This window comes from Alistipes sp. An54, assembly GCF_002159375.1.
GTDB lineage: Bacteria > Bacteroidota > Bacteroidia > Bacteroidales > Rikenellaceae > Alistipes > Alistipes megaguti.
In genome coordinates, this window is sequence record NZ_NFIA01000001.1 from 200256 (window position 1) to 220333 (window position 20078).

At 62.3% G+C, this 20078-nt stretch carries 17 protein-coding genes; 4 read left to right on the top strand and 13 right to left on the bottom strand.

The window, feature by feature from the left end; genetic code table 11:
* Positions 1 to 47: 47 nt before the first annotated feature.
* The 3 genes from rlmB to rpe form a co-directional block, all read right to left on the bottom strand.
* On the bottom strand, positions 48 to 779 hold the full coding sequence (rlmB, locus tag B5G09_RS00730; protein ID WP_087308905.1) for a 23S rRNA (guanosine(2251)-2'-O)-methyltransferase RlmB: 732 nt from the start codon (positions 777 to 779) through the stop codon (positions 48 to 50).
* The gene (locus B5G09_RS00735; RefSeq protein WP_087308904.1) at positions 772 to 2808 is read right to left on the bottom strand and encodes an ABC-F family ATP-binding cassette domain-containing protein; all 2037 of its coding nucleotides are present in this window, start codon (positions 2806 to 2808) and stop codon (positions 772 to 774) included. The genes rlmB and B5G09_RS00735 overlap by 8 nt, the downstream gene beginning before the upstream one ends.
* Positions 2809 to 3129: 321 nt before the next feature.
* Complete coding sequence (rpe, locus tag B5G09_RS00740; RefSeq protein ID WP_087403625.1) at positions 3130 to 3780, bottom strand: ribulose-phosphate 3-epimerase; 651 nt, start codon at positions 3778 to 3780, stop codon at positions 3130 to 3132.
* A gap of 110 nt (positions 3781 to 3890) precedes the next feature.
* On the opposite strand from rpe, the gene rmuC reads away from it, so the two are divergent.
* Together rmuC and B5G09_RS00750 are read left to right on the top strand one after the other, a co-directional pair.
* Positions 3891 to 5360 (top strand): DNA recombination protein RmuC, encoded by a 1470-nt coding sequence (gene rmuC / locus B5G09_RS00745; RefSeq protein WP_087403626.1) that lies wholly within the window; start codon positions 3891 to 3893, stop codon positions 5358 to 5360.
* A 199-nt stretch (positions 5361 to 5559) separates the two neighbouring features.
* Positions 5560 to 8184, top strand: coding sequence for a TIM-barrel domain-containing protein (locus tag B5G09_RS00750; RefSeq protein WP_087403627.1), 2625 nt, complete (start codon positions 5560 to 5562; stop codon positions 8182 to 8184).
* A gap of 85 nt (positions 8185 to 8269) precedes the next feature.
* On the opposite strand, the gene B5G09_RS00755 is transcribed toward B5G09_RS00750, so the two are convergent.
* From B5G09_RS00755 to dnaG, 5 genes are all read right to left on the bottom strand, one after another.
* On the bottom strand, positions 8270 to 8836 hold the full coding sequence (locus B5G09_RS00755; RefSeq protein WP_087403628.1) for a hypothetical protein: 567 nt from the start codon (positions 8834 to 8836) through the stop codon (positions 8270 to 8272).
* Between the two features lie 22 nt (positions 8837 to 8858).
* A complete protein-coding gene (gene tsaB, locus B5G09_RS00760) occupies positions 8859 to 9566 on the bottom strand; it encodes a tRNA (adenosine(37)-N6)-threonylcarbamoyltransferase complex dimerization subunit type 1 TsaB (protein WP_087308899.1) in 708 nt (235 codons plus the stop codon).
* Positions 9567 to 9717: 151 nt separating this feature from the next.
* Complete coding sequence (locus B5G09_RS00765; protein ID WP_087403629.1) at positions 9718 to 10512, bottom strand: Cof-type HAD-IIB family hydrolase; 795 nt, start codon at positions 10510 to 10512, stop codon at positions 9718 to 9720.
* Complete coding sequence (gene smpB / locus B5G09_RS00770; RefSeq protein WP_087403630.1) at positions 10509 to 10973, bottom strand: SsrA-binding protein SmpB; 465 nt, start codon at positions 10971 to 10973, stop codon at positions 10509 to 10511. The genes B5G09_RS00765 and smpB overlap by 4 nt, the downstream gene beginning before the upstream one ends.
* Positions 10974 to 11142: 169 nt before the next feature.
* The gene (gene dnaG, locus B5G09_RS00775; RefSeq protein WP_087403631.1) at positions 11143 to 13125 is read right to left on the bottom strand and encodes a DNA primase; all 1983 of its coding nucleotides are present in this window, start codon (positions 13123 to 13125) and stop codon (positions 11143 to 11145) included.
* 179 nt (positions 13126 to 13304) lie between these two features.
* On the opposite strand from dnaG, the gene uvrB reads away from it, so the two are divergent.
* Positions 13305 to 15368 carry an excinuclease ABC subunit UvrB gene (gene uvrB, locus B5G09_RS00780; protein ID WP_087308895.1) on the top strand — a complete coding sequence of 688 codons (2064 nt, stop codon included), beginning with the start codon at positions 13305 to 13307 and terminating at the stop codon, positions 15366 to 15368.
* An 82-nt stretch (positions 15369 to 15450) separates the two neighbouring features.
* Complete coding sequence (locus B5G09_RS00785; protein ID WP_087403632.1) at positions 15451 to 15789, top strand: TIGR04076 family protein; 339 nt, start codon at positions 15451 to 15453, stop codon at positions 15787 to 15789.
* A gap of 18 nt (positions 15790 to 15807) precedes the next feature.
* Here B5G09_RS00785 and B5G09_RS00790 read toward each other — a convergent pair whose 3' ends face one another.
* The 5 genes from B5G09_RS00790 to B5G09_RS00810 all read right to left on the bottom strand — a co-directional run bounded on the left by B5G09_RS00790 (position 15808) and on the right by B5G09_RS00810 (position 20076).
* The gene (locus B5G09_RS00790) at positions 15808 to 16299 is read right to left on the bottom strand and encodes a GtrA family protein (RefSeq protein WP_087308893.1); all 492 of its coding nucleotides are present in this window, start codon (positions 16297 to 16299) and stop codon (positions 15808 to 15810) included.
* A complete protein-coding gene (locus B5G09_RS00795; RefSeq protein WP_241147519.1) occupies positions 16299 to 17372 on the bottom strand; it encodes a hypothetical protein in 1074 nt (357 codons plus the stop codon). Before B5G09_RS00795 ends, B5G09_RS00790 begins: the two co-directional genes overlap by 1 nt.
* Positions 17369 to 18331 (bottom strand): prolipoprotein diacylglyceryl transferase, encoded by a 963-nt coding sequence (gene lgt, locus B5G09_RS00800; protein WP_087308892.1) that lies wholly within the window; start codon positions 18329 to 18331, stop codon positions 17369 to 17371. The genes B5G09_RS00795 and lgt overlap by 4 nt, the downstream gene beginning before the upstream one ends.
* Before the next feature lie 94 nt (positions 18332 to 18425).
* A complete protein-coding gene (locus B5G09_RS00805) occupies positions 18426 to 19475 on the bottom strand; it encodes an ATP-binding protein (protein WP_087403633.1) in 1050 nt (349 codons plus the stop codon).
* Positions 19476 to 19479: 4 nt separating this feature from the next.
* Complete coding sequence (locus tag B5G09_RS00810; RefSeq protein WP_087308890.1) at positions 19480 to 20076, bottom strand: riboflavin synthase; 597 nt, start codon at positions 20074 to 20076, stop codon at positions 19480 to 19482.
* Positions 20077 to 20078: the final 2 nt, after the last annotated feature.

Here is a 20078-nt window from a genome sequence, read left to right on the forward strand (position 1 = left end):
GGCAAATCACGGCTCCCGACACGGCGCGGCTCCCGGCGAGCCGTAGTCTACTCGCCGATGCGCTGACGTACGACCTCGAACAACATCACGGCCGCTGCGGCCGAGACGTTCAGCGACTCGATATGACCGATCATCGGGATGGCCAGCTGTTCGTCGCAGAGTTTGAGCACCTCGCGCGAGATGCCCGTATCCTCAGCCCCCATGACCAGCACGGTCGGGCGGCGGAAGTCGGCGTCGTAGAGCAGCTTGCGGCTTTTTTCGGTGGCGGCGACCACCTGGAAACCCTCCGCCTGGAGCTGTTTGAGCGTGTTACGGACCGACCCCACGCGGCAGACCGGAATCGTCGTCAGCGCCCCGGCCGACGAACGGATCGCCTCGGCATTGACCGGTGCGGAGTTCTTCAGGGGCGTGATGAGGCCGTGGGCCCCGGCACACTCGGCCGAACGGGCGATGGCCCCGAAGTTGCGTACGTCGGTCACCCCGTCGAAGAGGACCACCAGCGGCGTCTCATCCTCGGGAACCCGTTCGAGAATGTCCGACAGTTCGACATACTCGATGGCGGCCGTCTGAGCAACGACCCCCTGATGGTTGCCGCGCGTCAGGCGGTTCAGCTTCTCGACGGGCACCTCCTGCCAGCGGATGCGGTGGCGGATGCACAAGTCGCGGAACTCCTGCATCAACGGCCCCTCGGCCCCCTTGCGGATGTAGAGTTTTTCGATCTGCCGGCCGGCTTCGATCGCCTCGGCCACGGGACGGATCCCGAAAATCAGATTATCCATTGTATTGTTCTTCGGTGATTTCCAATTCATAGGAGGCCTTCTCCCACTCGTGCATCTGGTGGTCGTAGCGGGCCTTCAGATCGTTGTATGCCTTGTAGTCGGCCTCGTTGTAGTCGGTTGCCGCAGCGAATTTCGCATCCCACGCGGCGATCTGCTTCTCCAGATCGCCCAGCTCCGTCTCGATCGTCTCGACCGCCTTGCGCAGTTTGCGCAGCAGCTTCTCCTGCTCCTTCTTCTGTTCGTAGGAGGCCTTGCCGGAGAGGGCCGCCGGTTTCGCATCCGCGGCGCTTGCCCCCTTTGCCGCCTCTGACGCCGCACCCGTACCGGATGCACCTGCCGGAGCAGCTTTCGGCGTCGTTTTCGGCGTTCCCTTGGCTCCCTTGGCCGGTGTATCGCGCCGCTCGAGCTCCTGCAGCGACTCCAGCTTGCGCTTTTCCAGAAAATAGTAGATGCCTCCGAGATACTCCTTCACTCCACCGTCGCGGAACTCGTAGACCTTCTGCACCATGCCATCGAGGAACTCACGGTCGTGCGAAACGACAACCACCGTGCCGTCGTACTTCAGAATGGCATTTTTGAGGATATCCTTCGAGCGCATGTCCATGTGGTTCGTGGGCTCGTCCAGCACCAGCAGGTTGCGCGGCTCGAGCATCATGCGGGCCATGGCCAGACGCGCCCGTTCGCCGCCCGAGAGGACCTTGACCTTCTTGTCGATATCCTCGCCGCGGAAAAGGAAGGCCCCCAGGATGTCGCGCAGCCGCGTGCGGATGTCGCCCACGGCCACCCGGTCCAGCGTGTCGTAGACCGTAAATTCGCCGTCCATCAGGTCGTCCTGATTCTGGGCGTAGTAGCCGATGTTGACGTTGGCGCCGATGCGGACCGACCCCTCGGTCGGGGTCAGCTGCCCAATCAGAATCCGGGCCATCGTGGTCTTACCCTCACCGTTGCGCCCGACAAAGGCGATGCGGTCGCCCTTCTCGATGGTGAAGTTCGCCCCGCTGAAGACGTGTTTCGCGCCGAACGACATGCCGACGTCGTTGATCTCGGCAACGATCTGTCCCGAACGCGGCGCGGGCGGGAACTTGATGTTGAGCGTCGCCAGATCCTCGTCCTCGATCTCGAGCCGCTCGAGCCGTTCGAGCTGTTTGATGCGCGACTGCACCTGATTCGACTTCGTGGGCTTGTAGCGGAACTTCTCGATGAACTCCTCGGTCTTCTCGATCATCCGCTGCTGATTCTCGTAGGCGGCCAGCTGCTGCGCCCGGCGCTCGGCCCGCAGCACGACGTATTTCGAATAGGGCACCTTGTAGTCGGTGATCTTGCCCAGCGAGAGTTCGATCGTACGGTTGGTGACGTTGTCCAGGAAGGCACGGTCGTGCGAGATGAGCAGCACCGCCCCGTTGTAGTTTTTGAGGTACTCTTCGAGCCACTGGATCGACTCGATGTCGAGGTGGTTCGTAGGCTCGTCCAGCAGGAAGATCGACGGCCGCCGCAGCAGCAGTTTGGCCAACTCGATGCGCATGCGCCAGCCGCCCGAGAACTCACTCGTCGCACGGTTGAAATCCTCACGCTTGAATCCCAGTCCGAGCAGCGTCTTCTCGATGTCGGCGTCACGCGTCTCGCCGCCGAGGATATGGTACTGATCCTGTGCGTCGTTCAGACGGTGCAGCAGCTGTTCGTAGGCGGGCGATTCGTAGTCGGTGCGTTCGGTGATCTGGCGCGTGAGATCCTCGATCTCGGCCTCGAGGCGCAGCACCTCCTCGAAGGCCTTGGCCGTCTCCTGGACCAGGGTCGTGGTATCGGCCACCCGCATCGTCTGCGGCAGGTAGCCGATCGTGCAGTCGCCGTTGAGGGTCACCGCACCCGACGTGGGCTGTTGTTCGCCGGTGATGATGCGCAGCAGCGTGGTCTTGCCCGCACCGTTCTTGCCCACCAGACCGATGCGGTCCTTCGGATTGATCAGAAATGAAATATGGTCGAAGAGGGTCCAGCCCCCGTAACTGACGGTCAGATTGTCGATGGATATCATACGTTACACACTATCTGGGGCGAAGCCGCACGGAGCCGCTCCGCAAATCACCGCAAAGGTAACGATTTTCCGGGAATTCCGGCAACGACCTGCCGCAGGGCTCCCCTTTTTCGGGCAAATATTCTGCCAGGCAACGCATGCGTCATCCCGTCTGACCTCATCGGTTTGCGTCGGCACCGAACTCCGGAATCCGTCGTCTCCCGGGCGCCCGGTGATTCCCCGTTTCCGGGCAATTTCAGCCCCTGCGGGCATTCTGGTCCCGATCTGCGGTCCGACCAGTTGTCGGTCCCCGCTCCCAGCCCGCTCCCGGTCAGACTCCGGTCAGGCCCCAAGAATCCGACGGATCTCGGCCTCCGGGTCCCCGGCCTTGAAGACGGCACTCCCGGCCACCAGCACCTCGGCCCCGGCCTCGAAAACCTCGCGGGCATTCGCCGCCGAAATACCGCCGTCGACCTCGATGACGGTATCGAGCCCCAGCTCGCGGACCAGTGCCCGCAGCCGGCGGATCTTCTCCAGCGACCCCTCGATGAAGGACTGCCCGCCGAATCCCGGCTCGACACTCATCACCAGCACCAGATCCACCGCCGGCAGCACCCCGCGCAGCGCCTCGACCGGCGTGGCCGGTTTGATCGAGACGCCGACCTTCGCCCCGGCACGGCGGATGCGGGCGATACACCCGGCGGGGTCTTCGGCAGCTTCGAGGTGGAAGGTGACCAGATCGGCCCCCGCCTCGACAAAACGTTCGACATACCGCTCCGGGGAGACGATCATCAGATGCACGTCGAGGAACTTCGACGTCGCCTTCCGGATAGCCTTCAGCACGGGGAATCCGAACGAGATGTTCGGGACGAAGACCCCGTCCATGACGTCGATATGGACCCATTCGGCGGCGCTGCGGTCGATCATCCGCGTGTCGCGGTCCAGATGGCCGAAATCGGCCGAAAGCATCGAAGGTGCTACTATGCGTTGCATGGAATCGTTTTTCAGGGATCGCGGCGGAGGGCTCCCCTCCCCGCGGCCGCATTTTCAAACAAAGATAGAAAAATTTCCGCAGTTCCGCAGAAAATCCTACCTTTGTAGATATGAATTCCACCCTGCTTTTTCTTGCCATCCTGCTCGGACTGCTTGCCGCCGTTCTCGGAGTCCTTCTTTCCCGCCAACACCGCCAAAACACCCGGCTGGCCCGGGAGAAGGCTGCCTCGGACGAGGCGCTGGCCGATGCGCGCCAACGGCTGACGGCCGCCGAAACCCTCCGGAATCAACTCACGCAAAGCCGCGACGAGGCTCAGAACGAGCTACGCACCCTGCGCGAGGAGCACCTCCGCACGCAGACCTCGCTGGCCGCCCTGCGCGCCTCCTCCGAGGCCGAAATAGCCGCCCTGCGGACGAAAAATGCCGAAGAACGCGAAGCCGAACGTACGGAACGCGAGAAACTCGAGGAGCGTTTCCGGCTGGAATTCAAGAATCTGGCCACGGAGATTCTCGGCGAACAGTCGCGCGAGTTCAAACAGACCAACAAGGAGTCGCTCGACATCCTGCTCAAACCCTTCCGCGACAACATCACCGAATTCCGCGAACGGGTCGAGCGCATCTACTCCCACGAAAACGAACAGCGCGGCGAACTGAAAAACGAACTCAAACGCCTCATGGAGCTCAACCAGCACATCTCGGCCGATGCCCGCAATCTGACCGATGCGCTGAAGGGCAACTCGAAGGTGCAGGGTGACTGGGGCGAGATGCTGCTGGAGACGATTCTCGACAGTTCGTCGCTCTCGAAGGGCATCCACTACGAGACGCAGTACAACCTCAAGGACGAGGAGGGTCGCAACCTGCGTCCCGACGTGGTGCTCCATCTGCCCGAGGGCAAACACATCATCATCGACTCGAAGGTCTCGCTCACGGCCTTCGTCAACTACACCGCAGCCCAGAGCGAGGAGGAGCGCCAGCGATACATGGCGGCCCACGTCGCCTCGGTGCGGCAGCACGTCAAGGAGCTGGGAGCCAAAGAATATCAACTGCATCTGAGCCGCATGTACAATCGACAGACCCTGCCCGATTTCGTCATCCTGTTCATCCCCAACGAGCCGGCCTTTCTGGCCGCCCTGCAGAGCGACCCGAAGATCTGGTCCGACGCCTACGACCGCAAGGTGATCATTTCATCGCCGACGAACCTCTTCGCGCTGCTCAAACTCGTGGCCGACCTCTGGAAATACAACGATCAGGACAAGAACACGCGTGAAATCGCCACCTGCGGGCTGAAGCTCTACGAACAACTGGTGGCCTTCACCGCATCGCTCGAAAACGTGGGCGCCTCCCTCGGCAAGGCGCGCGACGCCTACGAGGATGCCTACAAGCGGCTCTGCACGGGCAACGACAACATCATCCGCGTGGGCGAACGGCTGCGCCGGACAGCCCGTCTGCAGACCAAACGCCACCATGCGGCCCGCACGCTCGAACTCGCCGGCAGCGAGGAGGACGAGCCGGAAGCCGGACAAGGCGCCGCTCCGTCGGACAGCAGCGCCCTGCCGCCCAAGGCGGACGCAAACGAATGACCGCCCGGGGAGGACGCGAACGAATGACCGCCCGGGGAGGACGCGAACAAATAACCGCCCGGGGAGGGCGTGAACGAATGACCGCCCGGGGAGGACGTGAACAAATGACCGCCCGCAGAACGGACACCCCGACACCGGGAGGAGGTCCGAAGCACACGGCGCGGTCCCTGTAACGAACCCCAACTCAAATCATTCATATATGAAACGTGTTACCACATTTCTGGCGGCCCTGACGCTGATGCTCCCGGCCGCCGCGGCCAATCCGAAGGCCGATCCGCAGTCGGTCGTCACGACCGGGAACGCCCGTTTCACCGTACTCACTCCGCAGCTCATCCGCATGGAGTGGAGCCAGGACGGACATTTCGAAGATCGTGCAACCCTGACGTTCATCAATCGAGAGCTCCCCGTTCCCGAATTCCGGGTGCGCGACAGCCGCTCGAAACTGACCATTCAGACCTCGGCCCTGACCCTCACCTACCTCAAGCAGGGGCGGTTCACGGAGCAGAACCTGAAGGTGACCTTCCGCCTCAACGGCCGCGACGTGACCTGGACTCCGGGCATGGAGGATCCGCAGAACCTCATGGGCACGACCCGCACGCTGGACGGCTGCGACGGCGACAAACTCGGACGCGAACCCATGGAACCGGGCCTGCTTTCGCGCTCGGGATGGGCTCTGGTGGACGACAGCAGCCGCCACCTGTTCGTCGCCGACGACTCCCCGTGGGGAGAGTGGGTTGCGCCGCGCCCCGCAGGCGACCGTCAGGACCTCTACCTGTTCGCCTACGGACACGACTACAAACAGGCGCTGGCCGATTTCCAGCAGATTGCCGGACGGGCTCCCCTGCCGCCGAAATACACCTTCGGATACTGGTGGAGCCGCTACTGGCAATACTCCGACAATGAATTCCGCGATCTGATTGCGAAGATCCGTTCGATGGAGGTGCCCATCGACGTACTGATCGTCGACATGGACTGGCACGAGACCTGGAGCCTGCGCAAGAAAAATCCGCCGAAGGACGAGTATGGACAGCGCATCGGCTGGACGGGTTACACCTGGCAGAAGGAGCTGTTCCCCTCGCCGGAGAACTTCCTCCGCTGGGCCAAAACCGAGGATCTGAAGGTGGCCCTGAACCTCCACCCGGCATCGGGCATCCAGCCCTACGAGGATGTCTACGAGCCCTTCACCCGCGAGTACGGCTGGAAAGAGACGGGCAAAAGCGTTCCCTTCCACATCGACGAACGCAAATGGGCCGACGCCTATTTCAACACCGTACTCGGACCGATGGAGAAGCAGGGTGTCGACTTCTGGTGGCTCGACTGGCAGCAGTGGCGCGAATCGAAGTTCACCCCCGGGCTTTCGAACACCTTCTGGCTGAACCACACCTTCTTCCGGCATGCCGAGATGATCAGTCCCGACAACCGGCCCTTCATTTACCACCGCTGGGGCGGACTGGGTTCGCACCGCTATCCGCTGGCCTTCTCGGGCGACACCTACGCCACGTGGGCGACACTGGCCTTCCTGCCCTGGTTCACGGCCACCTCGTCGAACGTCAACTACGGCTATTGGGGTCATGACATCGGCGGCCACATGTTCCACAACGACCAGAAAAAGACCGATCCCGAACTCTACACGCGCTGGCTGCAGTACGGCGTCTTCACCCCGATCTTCAAGACCCACTCCACGAAGGACCCGCGCATCGAACGCTACATCTGGGCCTTCCCCGACCAGATGTTCTACATGCGTGACGCCATCCGCCTGCGCTACACGCTGGCCCCCTACATCTACAACGCCGCCCGGGAGAACTACGATACGGGAATCGGCATCTGCCGCCCGCTCTACTACGAATACCCCGAAACCGACGAAGCCTACACCAGCAACGAGGAATATCTCTTCGGCAACGATATTCTGGCCACGGCCATCACCCGGCCCGTCGATTCGCTGTCGGGGCTTGCCGAGCGGAAGATCTGGTTTCCGCAGGGCCGCTGGTACGACATGGCGACGGGGGCGATGTACGACGGCGGCACCGTCCGCCGGCTTCACTATACGCTGGCCGAGAATCCCTGGTACGTCCGCGCCGGAGCCATCCTGCCGATGAATCCCGAACAGATCAGCAACCTCCAGCAGGCATGCGACACGCTGGTTCTGACCTTCGTCCCGGGCGGCGACGGAGAGCTCCGCCACTACGAGGACGACGGCACAAGCCAGCGCTACACCACCGAATATGCCACCACGCTGATCACCAAACGGCAGACGGGCAACGTCATCCGGGCCGAAATCGCCGCCCGTCAGGGCAGCTATGCCGGCGCTCCGCAGAGCCGCAGTTACGAACTGCGCTTTCCGGCCACCTTCCCGCCCCGCCGCATCACGATCAACGGCGAGGAGATCCCCTATGCGCGTTTCCCGAAGGCCGGAGAGTGGACCTACGACGCCTACACGCTGGCCCCGGTGATCCACACGCGGGCCATGGCATGCGACCGGCCGCTCGTTGTGGAGCTGACGCTCGACGACGAGGCCCTGACGAAACAGGAGCTGCTCTACGGCAAGAGCGGGATTTTCAAGCGCTGCGTGGATCTGACCGTGGAGTTCAAGCTCGAACAGGGCCGCTTCGGCGAAACCTACCTGCTGCTTCCGCGCGAGTATCTCCGCGTATCGCAGTGTCCGAACTTCATCCTCGAGTACCCGGAAACGGCGCTGGAGCGGATCTCGGAGTTCGACGAGGCGCTGCAGCGGATGTTCGAGACCACCGACCGCATGGAGATCATCGGTGCGTCGTTCAAGGAGAAACTCCACCGCCAGCTCGGCAGCGACCGCGACACCGAATAGTCGTCCACACCGGTCGCCGGACCGCCATCAAAAAGCTCCTGACCGAAGAGGTCAGGAGCTTTTCTTGTCTTCTCTGCAATACGGCTCACGCCTCGGCGGAGCGGTCAGCCCGCCAGCTGCGGCGCATCCGGCTCTCGATCCCGGGCGTAGCCCCGGCGGACTGCAGCTCCAGCAGATCGTTCCAAATCTCTTCAACCCATGCCACACGCCCGCGGCAGCGTTTCAACACCTCCACGGCCCAGATCCGCACGGCGATCTTCGCCGACGGATCCGCGACCCATTCGGCCGCTGTTTCGGCAATGCGGTCCAACGTCGGCGCATCGGGACCGGCATGCTCCAGCAGGTCGACCATGATCTTGCCGAAGTGACGCCGGGCACTCGGGTCCGTACACGCCGGGAAGGCCGAGCAGCAAAAATCCTCCGCACAGGGGGCAAAGGCGCTTCGATCGCGGAAATAGATCCGTTCCAGCACATAGGCGCCCCGGAAGAGAAGCTTGTGCCGGAGGGGTTTCGGAATCTCCGCCCACGGAGAGGTGATCAAGCGGTAGAGATCTCCGACGGCTTCGGCGTCCAAAATCCGGGAGGCCGCCTCGTCGGCGAAATGCTCCTGCCAACGCTCCGACAGCAGCGTAATCAACTCATCCCGGGTCATTGCGACAGGCGGCTGCGATCCGTCAGAAGAGCTTCTTCCGGGAGGTCATGACGACGAAATCCTTCAGATAGAAGGGTTCGAAATAGGCGATATCCTCCGTGCGTCCCTCGTCGAGGGCCTTCTGGGCCAGCCGGGCCAGGCCGCGCGCCGAAGGGGTCACCTCCACGAGCGTTGCGCCCTTGAGCACCCCGGCACACTTGCGGGCCCCGTTTCCGAAAATGACGAACGGACGTCCGTCGTTGCGATACGACGCGAAACTCTCCTCCGTGATTACCTCGGCCGAAACCTCCGTCAGCGGTTCACCCTGCGTATCGAAGAGCTGGGCATAGACCTCCATGCGGCGGGCGTCGACCATCGGACACAGCCGCGCCTCGTTCCACCGGTCGACCGAGATGATGCCGGCCTCGTAATCCTCGCGGGCCACCTCGACCAGCGCATCGAGCGATCCGACGGCCAGCAACGGTTTCTGCAGTCCGTAGCACAACCCCTTGGCAAACGAGACGCCGATACGCAGTCCGGTGTAGGAGCCGGGGCCCTTGCCGACGGCCACGGCATCCAGATCGTCGGGGGCAATGCCCGTTTCGCGCAACAGTTCGTCGACGAAAACACCCACCTTGCGGGCGTGGTCACGCCCCTCGTCGCTCTCGCGCAGCGACAGCAGCACGCCGTCGCGGGCGATTCCTACGGAGCAGATGTCCGTGCCGGTTTCAATACAGAGAATCAAAGACATACTCTTATCGTTTTTAGCTGTTCACAAATTCATTAATCGGGTCGGTCCCGGCCCGTGGATCACCCCCGGCTCCTTTCTTTCCCGTCCGGTCCGCAGATCACACCGCCTCGGACCTCTTTCTCTCCCGTCCGGTCCCGTACGGACCGGCGGATCACTCCGCCCCGGGCCCGGCGATCACGCCGAAATGCTCCAGCGCCCGGCGGATTCCGTCGTCGTCGACCGACGCGGTCACCCAGTCGGCCGCCTCCAGGGCTTCGGCGCAGCCGTTGCCCATCGCCACCCCGATTCCGGCCGCACGCAACATCGGCACGTCATTGCCTCCGTCGCCGAAGGTCATGACCTCCGACAGGGCAATGCCGAACCGCCCGGCCAATTCGGTCACACCGGTCGCCTTGTCGATTCCACGCAGATTCACATCGGCGAAAATCGGGCACCAGCGGCTGGACGAGAGCGACGGCAACTGCTCCATCACCCGCTTCTCGAGTTCCGGATCGATGTAGAAACACATCTGGCAGCAGTCACCGCGGTCGAACAGCCGCCGCAGGTCGACCGCCTGCGGAATCGGATGGGCAATCAGCCGGGACAACTCCTCGACAACGGGGGTTACGCGGTTGACGAAGATGCCGTCGTTCAACTCCAGCGCCATCGGGAAATTCCACGCCTCGGAGAGCTCCATGGCCCGTTCGAAGGCCTCGCGCGGGATCGGATGGCGCGTCACCACCTCGCCGTCGTTCATCACGCACTCGCAGCCGTTCAGGGCCACCACCCCGTCATACGGAATCGGGGCCAACGGTTCGAGATCGGTCACGGCGCGTCCCGTCGCGATGAAGAGGCGCACCCCGCCATCGTGCGCCCGACGGAGCGCCTCGACGGCCGACGCCGGCACCTCGTGCGTGCGGAAACTGATCAGCGTCCCGTCGACATCCAGAAAGACGGCCCGGATCATCGGCGGAAGTTTTTCATCGCCTTGTCCATCTCGCGGCGGGCGTCGTTCTCCTTCAGATACTCGCGTTTGTCGTACGACTTGCGGCCGCGGGCCAGCCCGACGACCACCTTCACCAGTCCGCGCTCGTTCAGGAAGAGCCGCAGCCCGACGATCGTCAGTCCGCGGTCCTGTGAGGCGCGCTGGAGTTTCAACAGTTCGCGGCGTGTGAGCAGCAGCTTGCGGTCGCGGCGCGGCACGTGGTTGTTGCACGTGCCCCAGGCATACTCGGCGATGTTGACGCCGCGGATCCACAGTTCGCCCTTGTCGAAATAGCAGAACGAGTCCACCATCGAGACCTTGCCCGCACGGATCGACTTGATCTCCGTGCCGACGAGCACGATGCCCGCAACGTACTCTTCGAGAATCTCATAGTCGAACGTTGCGCGCTTGTTCCGGATATTTATCTTCTTCTGTTCGTTCATATACTCAAAAACGGCATACAAATTGCGAAATCTCTCCGCGGGGGTGGGTAACGGTCAAGGTAACCAATTCTTTTATCTTTGATATGTTTTTACACATCTTTCTGTTTATTTTCTGTTTGCACACGGTATGCGCAGTGATGCGTGTACAACCCGCGGCCCGCCCCCTTTTTCATAAAATCAGTCGGTCCAGTTTTTTGGCCATGGTGACCTTCACGCGGTTGTAGTTGTTCAGCCGCTGGATCACCTCCTGCTCCTCCTCTTCCGGAAGGCTTTCGTCGGCAAGACGCCCCTGCAGCTCCTTGATCAACGCCTCGACGACCTTCGACTTGTAGAGCGTCACGGCCTTCGGGACCCCGACAGCCAGCATCTCGGCTTCGCTCTCGACGTGGATCTCCTTGCGCTTCCACAATTCACTGGGAACGTAGTTGTCGTCCGAGGTGAGGATGTCCACCGCCGCCGAGCAGACCTGCGGGTCGATGTGGTTCAGGAAGAGGTGCGCCGGCACCTCAACTCCCGGACCAGACAGCTCCCACTGTTCGCGGTAGACGGCCATGATCTTGGCATAGACCGGGTTGCGGAAGACGATCTGGTCGTCGCTCAATTCGGAAAAGATCACCTCGGCAACGTTGCACGACACCATCGTGCGCCCCTCCTTGAAATCGAACGAGCAATGGCCGTACTTGAGCAGATACTTGACGATCTCGCGCTCCAGCGCCTCGAAACTGCTCCCCGCCTCAACCTTCTGCGCATACTCCGCCTCGGGACGCTGGGGCTGCACCGTTTCGCGCTGCCGGGCCGCGGCCTGACGCCGCAGGAAGTCGTCCGTCTCGCGGTCGCCCGACGTCGTGAGCCGTTTGCGGGCCACCTCGCCGATGAGGATCTGTTCGTCGATGTCCATGATCCGCGAACACTCCTTGATGTAGACCGAACGCTGGATCGAATCGGGAATCTGCGCGATCGACTGCACCATGTCGCCGATCAGGGCCGCCTTGCGGATCGGATCGCCCTGCGCATCCTGGAGCAGCAGCCGCGCCTTGAATTCGAGGAAATCCTGTTCGTTGGCGCGAATGTACTCCTGCACCTCGGCGGCCGTATGGCTGCGGGCGAACGAGTCGGGGTCCTCGGGTTCGGGCAGCAGCACCACCCGCACGTTCATCCCCTCCTTGAGAATCATGTCGATACCGCGCAGCGAGGCGTGGATGCCGGCCGAATCACCGTCGTAAATCACCGTGATGTTCTTCGTGAAGCGCCCCAGCAGGCGGATCTGCTCCGTCGTGAGCGACGTGCCCGACGAGGCGACGACATTCTCGATCCCGGCCTGGTGCATCGAGATCACGTCGAGATACCCCTCGACCATGATGGCGAAGTTCTGCTGCTGGATGGCCTTCTTGGCGAAGTAGAGGCCGTAGAGTTCGCGTTTCTTGCTGTAGATCTCGCTCTCGGGCGAGTTCTGGTACTTGGCCACCTGCTTGTCGGTGCGCAGCGTGCGGCCGCCGAAGGCGACGATCCGGCCCGAGATATTGTGCACGGGGAAGATCACCCGGTCGCGGAAGCGGTCGTAGAGCCCGCCGTTTCGCTCGCTCACCAGCGAGAGACCCGTCGAGAGGAGGAACTCCCGCTTGTAACCGGCCGCCAGGGCATCCTGCGACATCCGGTCACCCTTCGAGGGGCAGAATCCGAGACCAAACTTCTTGATCGTGGCATCGGTCAAACCGCGCTTCTGCCGGAAGTAGGCCAGACCGACGTTGATTCCTTCGGAGTCGCGGTGGAGGTAGTTGGCGAAGTATTCCGCGGCCCAGCCGTTGAGCACGAACATCGACTCGCGGTCGTCGTTGCGGCGGAGCTCCTCTTCGGTCATCGCCTCCTCCTTGACCTCGATACCGTAGCGTTTGGCCACCATCTTCAGCGCCTCGGGGTAGCTCACCCCCTCCTGCTCCATGACGAACGTCACGGCGTTGCCGCCCTTCCCGCAACCGAAACACTTGTACACGCCCTTCGAGGGGGAAACGACGAACGACGGGGTCTTCTCGTTGTGGAACGGACAGCAGGCGACATAGTTCACGCCCTTGCGTTTGAGCGTGACGTAGTCGCCGACGATATCAACGATATTGGCGGCGGCGTAGATGCGGTCAACTGTTTCGCGGTCGATCATAGCCCACAAAGGTACGAATAATCGGCCGAAAGCGGAGCGATTGCCGGCTAAAAATTACGCGCGGCACCCGCCCGGGCGTTACCGGAAAGCCGCCGCGACCCGCTCCCAGGAGGCGGATCCTCCCCACAAAAGCACCCCGCAGAGGCGCACTTTCGCCATTTTATCCCTATCTTTGCGGCATGGACTTCAAACTCGTATCGGACTACGCCCCGATGGGCGACCAGCCGGAAGCGATCTCGCAGCTTGTCGGTTCGATCCGCCACGGCTCGAAACACAACGTCCTGCTCGGCGTCACGGGCTCGGGCAAGACCTTCACCGTGGCCAACGTCATCGCGCAGCTCAACCGCCCGACGTTGGTCCTGAGCCACAACAAGACCCTCGCGGCGCAGCTCTACGGCGAATTCCGCAACTTCTTTCCCGAGAATGCCGTCGAGTATTTCGTCTCCTACTACGACTACTACCAGCCCGAAGCCTATCTCCCCGCCTCGGACACCTACATCGAAAAGGATCTCTCGATCAACGCCGACATCGAGAAGCTGCGGCTGCAGACCGTGGCCACCCTGCTCTCGGGACGCCGCGACGTGGTGGTCGTCTCGAGCGTCTCGTGCCTCTACGGCGCGGGCAACCCGGCCGATTTCCATGCCACGGCCATCCACATCGAGGTGGGACAGGTCGTCAGCTACAAGCAGTTCCTCTACAAGCTGGTCGAGGCACTCTACACCCGCACGGAACGCGATCTGGAGCCTGCGACCTTCCGCGTCAACGGCGACACGGTCGATATCATGGCGGCCTTCGGCGAATTCGGCAACCAGTGCTTCCGGGTGATGTTCTTCGACAACGAGATCGAGGCCATCCAGTCGATCGATCCCGTCACGGGACAGCGCATCCAGACGCTCGACTCGCTGACGCTCTACCCCACGAACCTCTTCGTGACGACCAAGGAGCGCATCAATACGGCCGTACAGCAGATCTACCTCGACCTGGGCAAGCAGATCGAGTTCTTCGAGAGCCAGGGGCGCATGGTCGAGGCGCAGCGCATCAAGCAGCGCGTGGAGTACGACCTGGAGATGATCAAGGAGCTGGGCTACTGCCCCGGCATCGAGAACTACTCGCGCTACTTCGACGGCCGCGCCGCCGGAACGCGCCCCTTCTGCCTGCTGGACTACTTCCCGAAGGATTACCTGATGGTCATCGACGAGAGCCACGTCACGCTGCCGCAGGTCCACGCCATGTACGGCGGCGACCGCGCCCGCAAGGAGAACCTCGTGGAGTACGGCTTTCGGCTGCCGGCAGCCAAAGACAACCGCCCGCTGACCTTCGCCGAGTTCGAGCAGCTGCAGGGGACGACGATCTACGTCAGCGCCACGCCGGCCGACTGGGAGCTGATGAAGAGCGAAGGGGTGATTGCCGAACAGCTGATCCGACCCACGGGACTCGTCGACCCGCCGCTGGAGGTGCGCGTGACGCTCAACCAGATCGACGACCTGATCGAGGAGATCGACAAGCGGGTCAGGAACGACGACAAGGTGCTCGTGACGACCATCACCAAACGCATGGCCGAGGAGCTTTCGAAATATTTCGACCGCGTGGGGGTGCGCAACCGCTACATCCATTCGGACGTCGACACGCTCGAACGCATCCAGATTCTCGAGGATCTGCGCAACGGGCTGTTCGACGTGCTGGTGGGCGTGAACCTGCTGCGCGAGGGACTGGACCTTCCCGAGGTGGCGCTGGTGGCGATACTCGACGCCGACAAGGAGGGCTTCCTGCGCAACGTGCGGTCGCTGACGCAGATTGCCGGACGTGCCGCACGCCACTCGCAGGGCAACGTGATCCTCTACGCCGACACCTGCACCGAGTCGATGCGCTACGCCATCGAACAGAGCAACCGTCGCCGCGAAAAACAGGTCCGCTTCAACATGGAGCACGAGATGCTGCCGCGGCGCGCCCAGAAGAGCGGCGCGGGGCCGAGCAATCTGCTGGCCGGGCGCGAGACGGCCGAAGGCAACATCCCGACGGCCTACCCCATCATGGAGGAGCACTACGCCGTGGCCTCCGACGTGCAGAAGGGCTACACGGCCGGCTCGCCGACACCCGCTCTGGGCGAGAATCTCGACGAACTGATTGCCCGTGCCCGCGAGGACATGGAACGGGCGGCCAAATCGCTCGACTTCCTGGCCGCCGCGAAGTTCCGCGACCGGATGTACGAACTGCAGAAACTGCGCGAGGAGAACCAGCGATAGCCATCGGGATCCAGTTCCGCCTATCCAACCGTCATTCCATACCCCCGCGTCAATCGAAATTCACAACAAACCCAATACATGCATGAAACGTTGCAAAATCACTATTCTGAAACGAACACTCCAGGAGGATCTCGCGCGTGAATATGCCGGGCCGGAATTCACCCGTTGCCCCATGATGCGCGAAGGCCAGGTTTTCTACGCCGACTATGCCAAACCCGAAGGTTTCTGCGACGAGGCCTGGAAGGCCATCTACCAATATGTTTTCGCCCTTTCGCACGGCGCCGGCACATTCTACTACGGAGACTGGATCACGAAAGAGGGTGTGGCCATCTGCTCCTGCAACGACGGATTGCGTCCGGTCATCATGAAGATCGAGCGGACGGACGAGGAGTCTGAAATCAGCTACGAGCCAATCCCCTGATAGCACCCGACGGCACGGTCAACCCTTTTCGGCGTGGCGGAAGGTGAAATACTTGGCCGCCAGAAAACTGTATACCGTCGTAAGAAGCGTCGTGAGCACCTTGGCCGGGGTGGGCCAGATGCCGCACACCTCGACAAAGAATTTCAAGCCGGCATAGGTCAGCAGGATCGACCCCGCGATCGACAACAGATAGCGGAAGAGTTGCGTCCCCGCCCCTACGGGCGAGCGGCGGAAGGCCACGTAACGGTTAAGCCAGAATCCCACGAAAAAGGTGCAGGGAAAGACAAGGATCATCGCCGCAATGTGGGGCGAAAGGACGACGAAGCCCAGATCGAAATAGCGGTATCCGACCAGAAAGTTGTAGAGCAGCGAATAGCAGACCGGGTCGAAGACCAGGTAGGTGAAGCCCCCGCAAACGGCATAATGGAAGACCTGCCGGGGCAGGATGGCCGCGACGGGACGAATGTAGAAGCGGTCGATGCCGCGAATGATCCACTCCGAGAGACGCATTACCGGGCGGTATAGGTCCACATGCCGGGGAAACGCTCTTCGTGGGCACGGATATAGAGACGACACGCCTCCGCGTCATCCGATTCGAAGGGCGAGACCATGAATTTCGAACCGAAGCGGTAGATGCCGCACGTCACGGCCGGCTCCTTGGCCGAGGCTTCGGCCGCCGCCCGCCGCGCATTCCGTTCCGAACTGAAAACCCCCATCACGACATAGTTCCGTCCCGACACCAGACGGGACGGCCCCGCCTCCGGTGTCGGACGGCTGTCGCTGCGGGCGGTCGTCTGCGGAGCTGCCGGCGTCTGCGAAGCTGCCGGCGTTTGCGAAGTTGCCGTCGGGGTTTGCACCGGGTGCGCAGCCGTCGCCGGAGCTTGTTCCGCCGGACCCTGCAGCGCGGCCTGCTCCGACCCCGAGGCCGGCACGACGCTCTCCGACGAGGCAATCCTCGTCGTGGAGTCCGTCCCGGCCGAGGCTGCGGCCAACGAATCGGCGTCCGTTCTCACCGCCGCGTCCCGACGCTCTACGGCCCGATCCGCCACGGCACTCCGCATCTCCTGCCGCATCTCCCGTTCACCGAGCCACCACCAGGCCGTGAAACCCGCCACACAGACGATCGCCGCCACGCCGATCCACAGCACGGCATCGAACCGTCGCGGCGCCCGTACACGAACCGCCTCATGCCCCTGGGGGTTGAGCCGGCGGTCGAACGCCTCGTCGAGTTTGAAATTCTTGAACTGCAACACCCCGACGCCGACGATGGTCAACCGCTCCTCCTCCCGGACCTGAGCCAGCCAGCGGTCGTAGACCTTCTGCGCCTCGGGACGCGGATCCTCGGGCCGTACGCCGTTGACCCGCAGCACGCGGCCGATCTCCTCGACGAGCGATAGGCCGCACTCCTGCGACGAGAACTGCACCGTCCGACAAGGCGGCACGACATGCCGGCGGTCGATCCGCCGGGCCGGTTGACGCTCGACGCGCAACGAACCGACGCCGGGCAGGCAGATCGTTTTACCCCCGGCCAGCAGATTGCCCACGAGTCGGGCGACCTGTTCGGTCATCGGATTGGTGTTCATTTTCTGATCTTTTTATGATTCTTGCGGCTTTTCGCAACGGGACTCTCCTGTGCAGCGGGCTCCGCGGCCGAGTGCTGTTTTTCGGCCGGATGCCGTTTTGCGGCGGCAGCCGACGCGGCATGCTGCCCCGGGATGGAGGCCGCCGCAGCCGGGTGCTTCGCTCCCCGCCAGATCATGCAGACACCCAGCACGATGAAGGGAATGCTCAGCCACTGCCCCATGTCGAGGGCCCAGCCGACTTCGAACGACTCCTGCTCGGTCTTGATGAATTCGAGGAAGAAGCGCGTCAGGAAGACGCCGATCAGGCCGATGCCGAACAGTACGCCCGGATGGCGACGGGCCATGTCCTTGCGGTAATAGAGCCAGCAGAGGATGGCGAAGGTCACCACGTAGCAGAGCGCCTCGTAGATCTGCGTGGGATGGACGGCCGCCGGGGCATACTCGGTGACCCACTTGTGCGAGCGGACGAATTCGAAGCCCCAGGGCAGCGTGGTGGCGCGTCCGAAGATCTCCGAATTGAAGAGGTTGCCCATGCGGACGATTGCGCCGCCGATGCCGACCGGGATCATGATGCGGTCGAGCGACCAGACGTACGGAAGCCGGTTCTTGCGCGAGAAGAGCCACAGCCCGATCAGCAGACCGATGGCGGCGCCGTGGCTGGCCATACCGCCGTCGCGGAAGCCCGTGATGATGGTCCACGGTTTGGAGAGATACTCCACGGGATCGTAAAAGAGGCAGTGGCCGAGACGGGCGCCGAGGATCGTGGCGATCGTGCCGTAGACGAAGATCGACTCCGAAACCTTCGACGGAAGGCCCTCGCGTTTGCAGAAGTTATCGAAGAATTTGGCGCCGATCAGGATGGCCAGCGCCCACATCAGTCCGTAATAGCGGATATCGAACGTGCCGATCCGGAACAACACCGGATCGAAATCCCATACGACGGTAAGCGGTTGTATCATCAAAGGTATCTGTAACATCTATTCAAGTCATGATTGGTTCTCCGCCGCCCGGAGGTCGAGCCGATCCCGACCGACGGGCGGATGGTCCGGCAGACTATTTGATATCCTGCAGGTTGACCTTCTTGAGCGTAAAGGAGAAGGTGCTGCCCACGCCCGGTTCGCTGCGCACGGTGATGCGTTCGCCGTGAGCCTCGATGATGTGTTTGACGATGGCCAGACCGAGTCCCGTACCGCCCTGTTCGCGCGAACGTCCCTTGTCCGTGCGGTAGAAGCGCTCGAAGACGCGCGGCAGATCCTCCTTGCCGATGCCCAGACCGTTGTCTTCGACCTCGACGAGGATCTTGTCCAGCATGTCGCGGAAACGGATGCGCGTCAGACCGCCCTCCTTGCCGTAGCGGATCGAGTTGATAATCAGGTTGACGAAGACCTGGCCGATGTAGTGTTTGTCGGCCATGACCCAGAAGGGCGACGGCAGGTTGTCGGCCCCCTTGACCGAGATCTTGATCCCCTTCTTGTCGGCCTCCATCTCGGCCTGATCGGCAATCTCCTTGGCCAGCGCCACAACGTCGAACTTCTCCATGTCGAGCTTGTTCATGCTGCTCTCGAGTTTCGAGATCGTATCCAGGTCGTTGACGATATTGATCAGCCGGTCGATGCTCTTTTCGGCGCGTTCGAGGTACTTGCGGTTGATGAGTTCATCCTCCAGACCGCCGTCCAGCAGCGTCGAGATGTAGCCCTGCACGTTGAAGATCGGGGTCTTCAGTTCGTGGGCCACGTTGCCCAGATACTGCTTGCGGAACTGCTCGGCCTCCTTCAGGCGGGCGATCTCCCGGTCGTTGGTATCGGCCCAGGCGGTGAGCTCCTCGCCGATGTTCTCGACCTTCTTGTCCTGCAGTTCGGAGAAGATCTCCCGGGTATGGACATCGCGCGAAAGAACGATCGAGTAGATGGGTTTGAGCTTGTAAGCCACATACTTGCGGATGATGAACAGCGCCGCCAGCGCCACGACGACAAAGACGCCGGCCGCCACACAGAGCGTCAGCCACCATACGACGTCGAGCAGAATCATGACCACGGCCACCAGAACCGCAGCCAGCAGGGCGATCCACAACGAGGCGCCCTCCTTAGTCTTGATGGTTACCATAGGCTTACTTCATGTAGTTTTGCATCAGTCGGGCGATGTACTTGCCGATGATGTCGAATTCGAGATTGACGACCGTTCCCACCTCGATGCGGCAGAAATTGGTGTGCTCGAAGGTGTAGGGGATGATGGCCACGCGGAACGAGTCGGGCGTGGGGTCGCAGACCGTCAGGCTCACGCCATTGACCGTCACCGAGCCCTTCTCCACGGTGCAGAGCCCTCCGCCGCGGGGGTCGTAGCGGAAGGTGAAGTACCAGCTGCCGTCGGCATCCTCCTTGGCCGTGCAGAGGGCCGTCTGGTCGACATGTCCCTGGACGATATGGCCGTCGAGCAGTGCGTCGGGTTTCATCGAGCGTTCGACATTGACCAGATCGCCCACCTTGAGCAGTCCGAGGTTGCTCCGGTCGAGGGTCTCCTTCATGGCCGTGACGGTATAGGTATCCCCGGCGATGTCCACTACCGTCAAACATACGCCGTTATGTGCTATGCTCTGATCGATTTTAAGCTCCTTGCAGAAAGGAACCCGCAGGGTAAAATCCTTGTTCTGACGGTCCGAGCGGATGGCGACTACCTCCGCCGTACCTTCCACGATACCTGAAAACATAC

What these genes read in the sequence shown, in the direction of transcription:
- B5G09_RS00755 (WP_087403628.1), bottom strand. Translation starts at nt 8,836, where the DNA reads ATGACCCGGGATGAGTTGATTACGCTGCTGTCGGAGCGTTGGCAGGAG.
- rpe (WP_087403625.1), bottom strand. Translation starts at nt 3,780, where the DNA reads ATGCAACGCATAGTAGCACCTTCGATGCTTTCGGCCGATTTCGGCCAT.
- B5G09_RS00765 (WP_087403629.1), bottom strand. Translation starts at nt 10,512, where the DNA reads ATGATCCGGGCCGTCTTTCTGGATGTCGACGGGACGCTGATCAGTTTC.
- dnaG (WP_087403631.1), bottom strand. Translation starts at nt 13,125, where the DNA reads ATGATCGACCGCGAAACAGTTGACCGCATCTACGCCGCCGCCAATATC.
- B5G09_RS00805 (WP_087403633.1), bottom strand. Translation starts at nt 19,475, where the DNA reads ATGGTAACCATCAAGACTAAGGAGGGCGCCTCGTTGTGGATCGCCCTG.
- B5G09_RS00750 (WP_087403627.1), top strand. Translation starts at nt 5,560, where the DNA reads ATGAAACGTGTTACCACATTTCTGGCGGCCCTGACGCTGATGCTCCCG.
- smpB (WP_087403630.1), bottom strand. Translation starts at nt 10,973, where the DNA reads ATGAACGAACAGAAGAAGATAAATATCCGGAACAAGCGCGCAACGTTC.
- B5G09_RS00735 (WP_087308904.1), bottom strand. Translation starts at nt 2,808, where the DNA reads ATGATATCCATCGACAATCTGACCGTCAGTTACGGGGGCTGGACCCTC.
- B5G09_RS00810 (WP_087308890.1), bottom strand. Translation starts at nt 20,076, where the DNA reads ATGTTTTCAGGTATCGTGGAAGGTACGGCGGAGGTAGTCGCCATCCGC.
- tsaB (WP_087308899.1), bottom strand. Translation starts at nt 9,566, where the DNA reads ATGTCTTTGATTCTCTGTATTGAAACCGGCACGGACATCTGCTCCGTA.
- rmuC (WP_087403626.1), top strand. Translation starts at nt 3,891, where the DNA reads ATGAATTCCACCCTGCTTTTTCTTGCCATCCTGCTCGGACTGCTTGCC.
- B5G09_RS00790 (WP_087308893.1), bottom strand. Translation starts at nt 16,299, where the DNA reads ATGCGTCTCTCGGAGTGGATCATTCGCGGCATCGACCGCTTCTACATT.
- rlmB (WP_087308905.1), bottom strand. Translation starts at nt 779, where the DNA reads ATGGATAATCTGATTTTCGGGATCCGTCCCGTGGCCGAGGCGATCGAA.
- B5G09_RS00785 (WP_087403632.1), top strand. Translation starts at nt 15,451, where the DNA reads ATGAAACGTTGCAAAATCACTATTCTGAAACGAACACTCCAGGAGGAT.
- lgt (WP_087308892.1), bottom strand. Translation starts at nt 18,331, where the DNA reads ATGATACAACCGCTTACCGTCGTATGGGATTTCGATCCGGTGTTGTTC.
- B5G09_RS00795 (WP_241147519.1), bottom strand. Translation starts at nt 17,372, where the DNA reads ATGAACACCAATCCGATGACCGAACAGGTCGCCCGACTCGTGGGCAAT.
- uvrB (WP_087308895.1), top strand. Translation starts at nt 13,305, where the DNA reads ATGGACTTCAAACTCGTATCGGACTACGCCCCGATGGGCGACCAGCCG.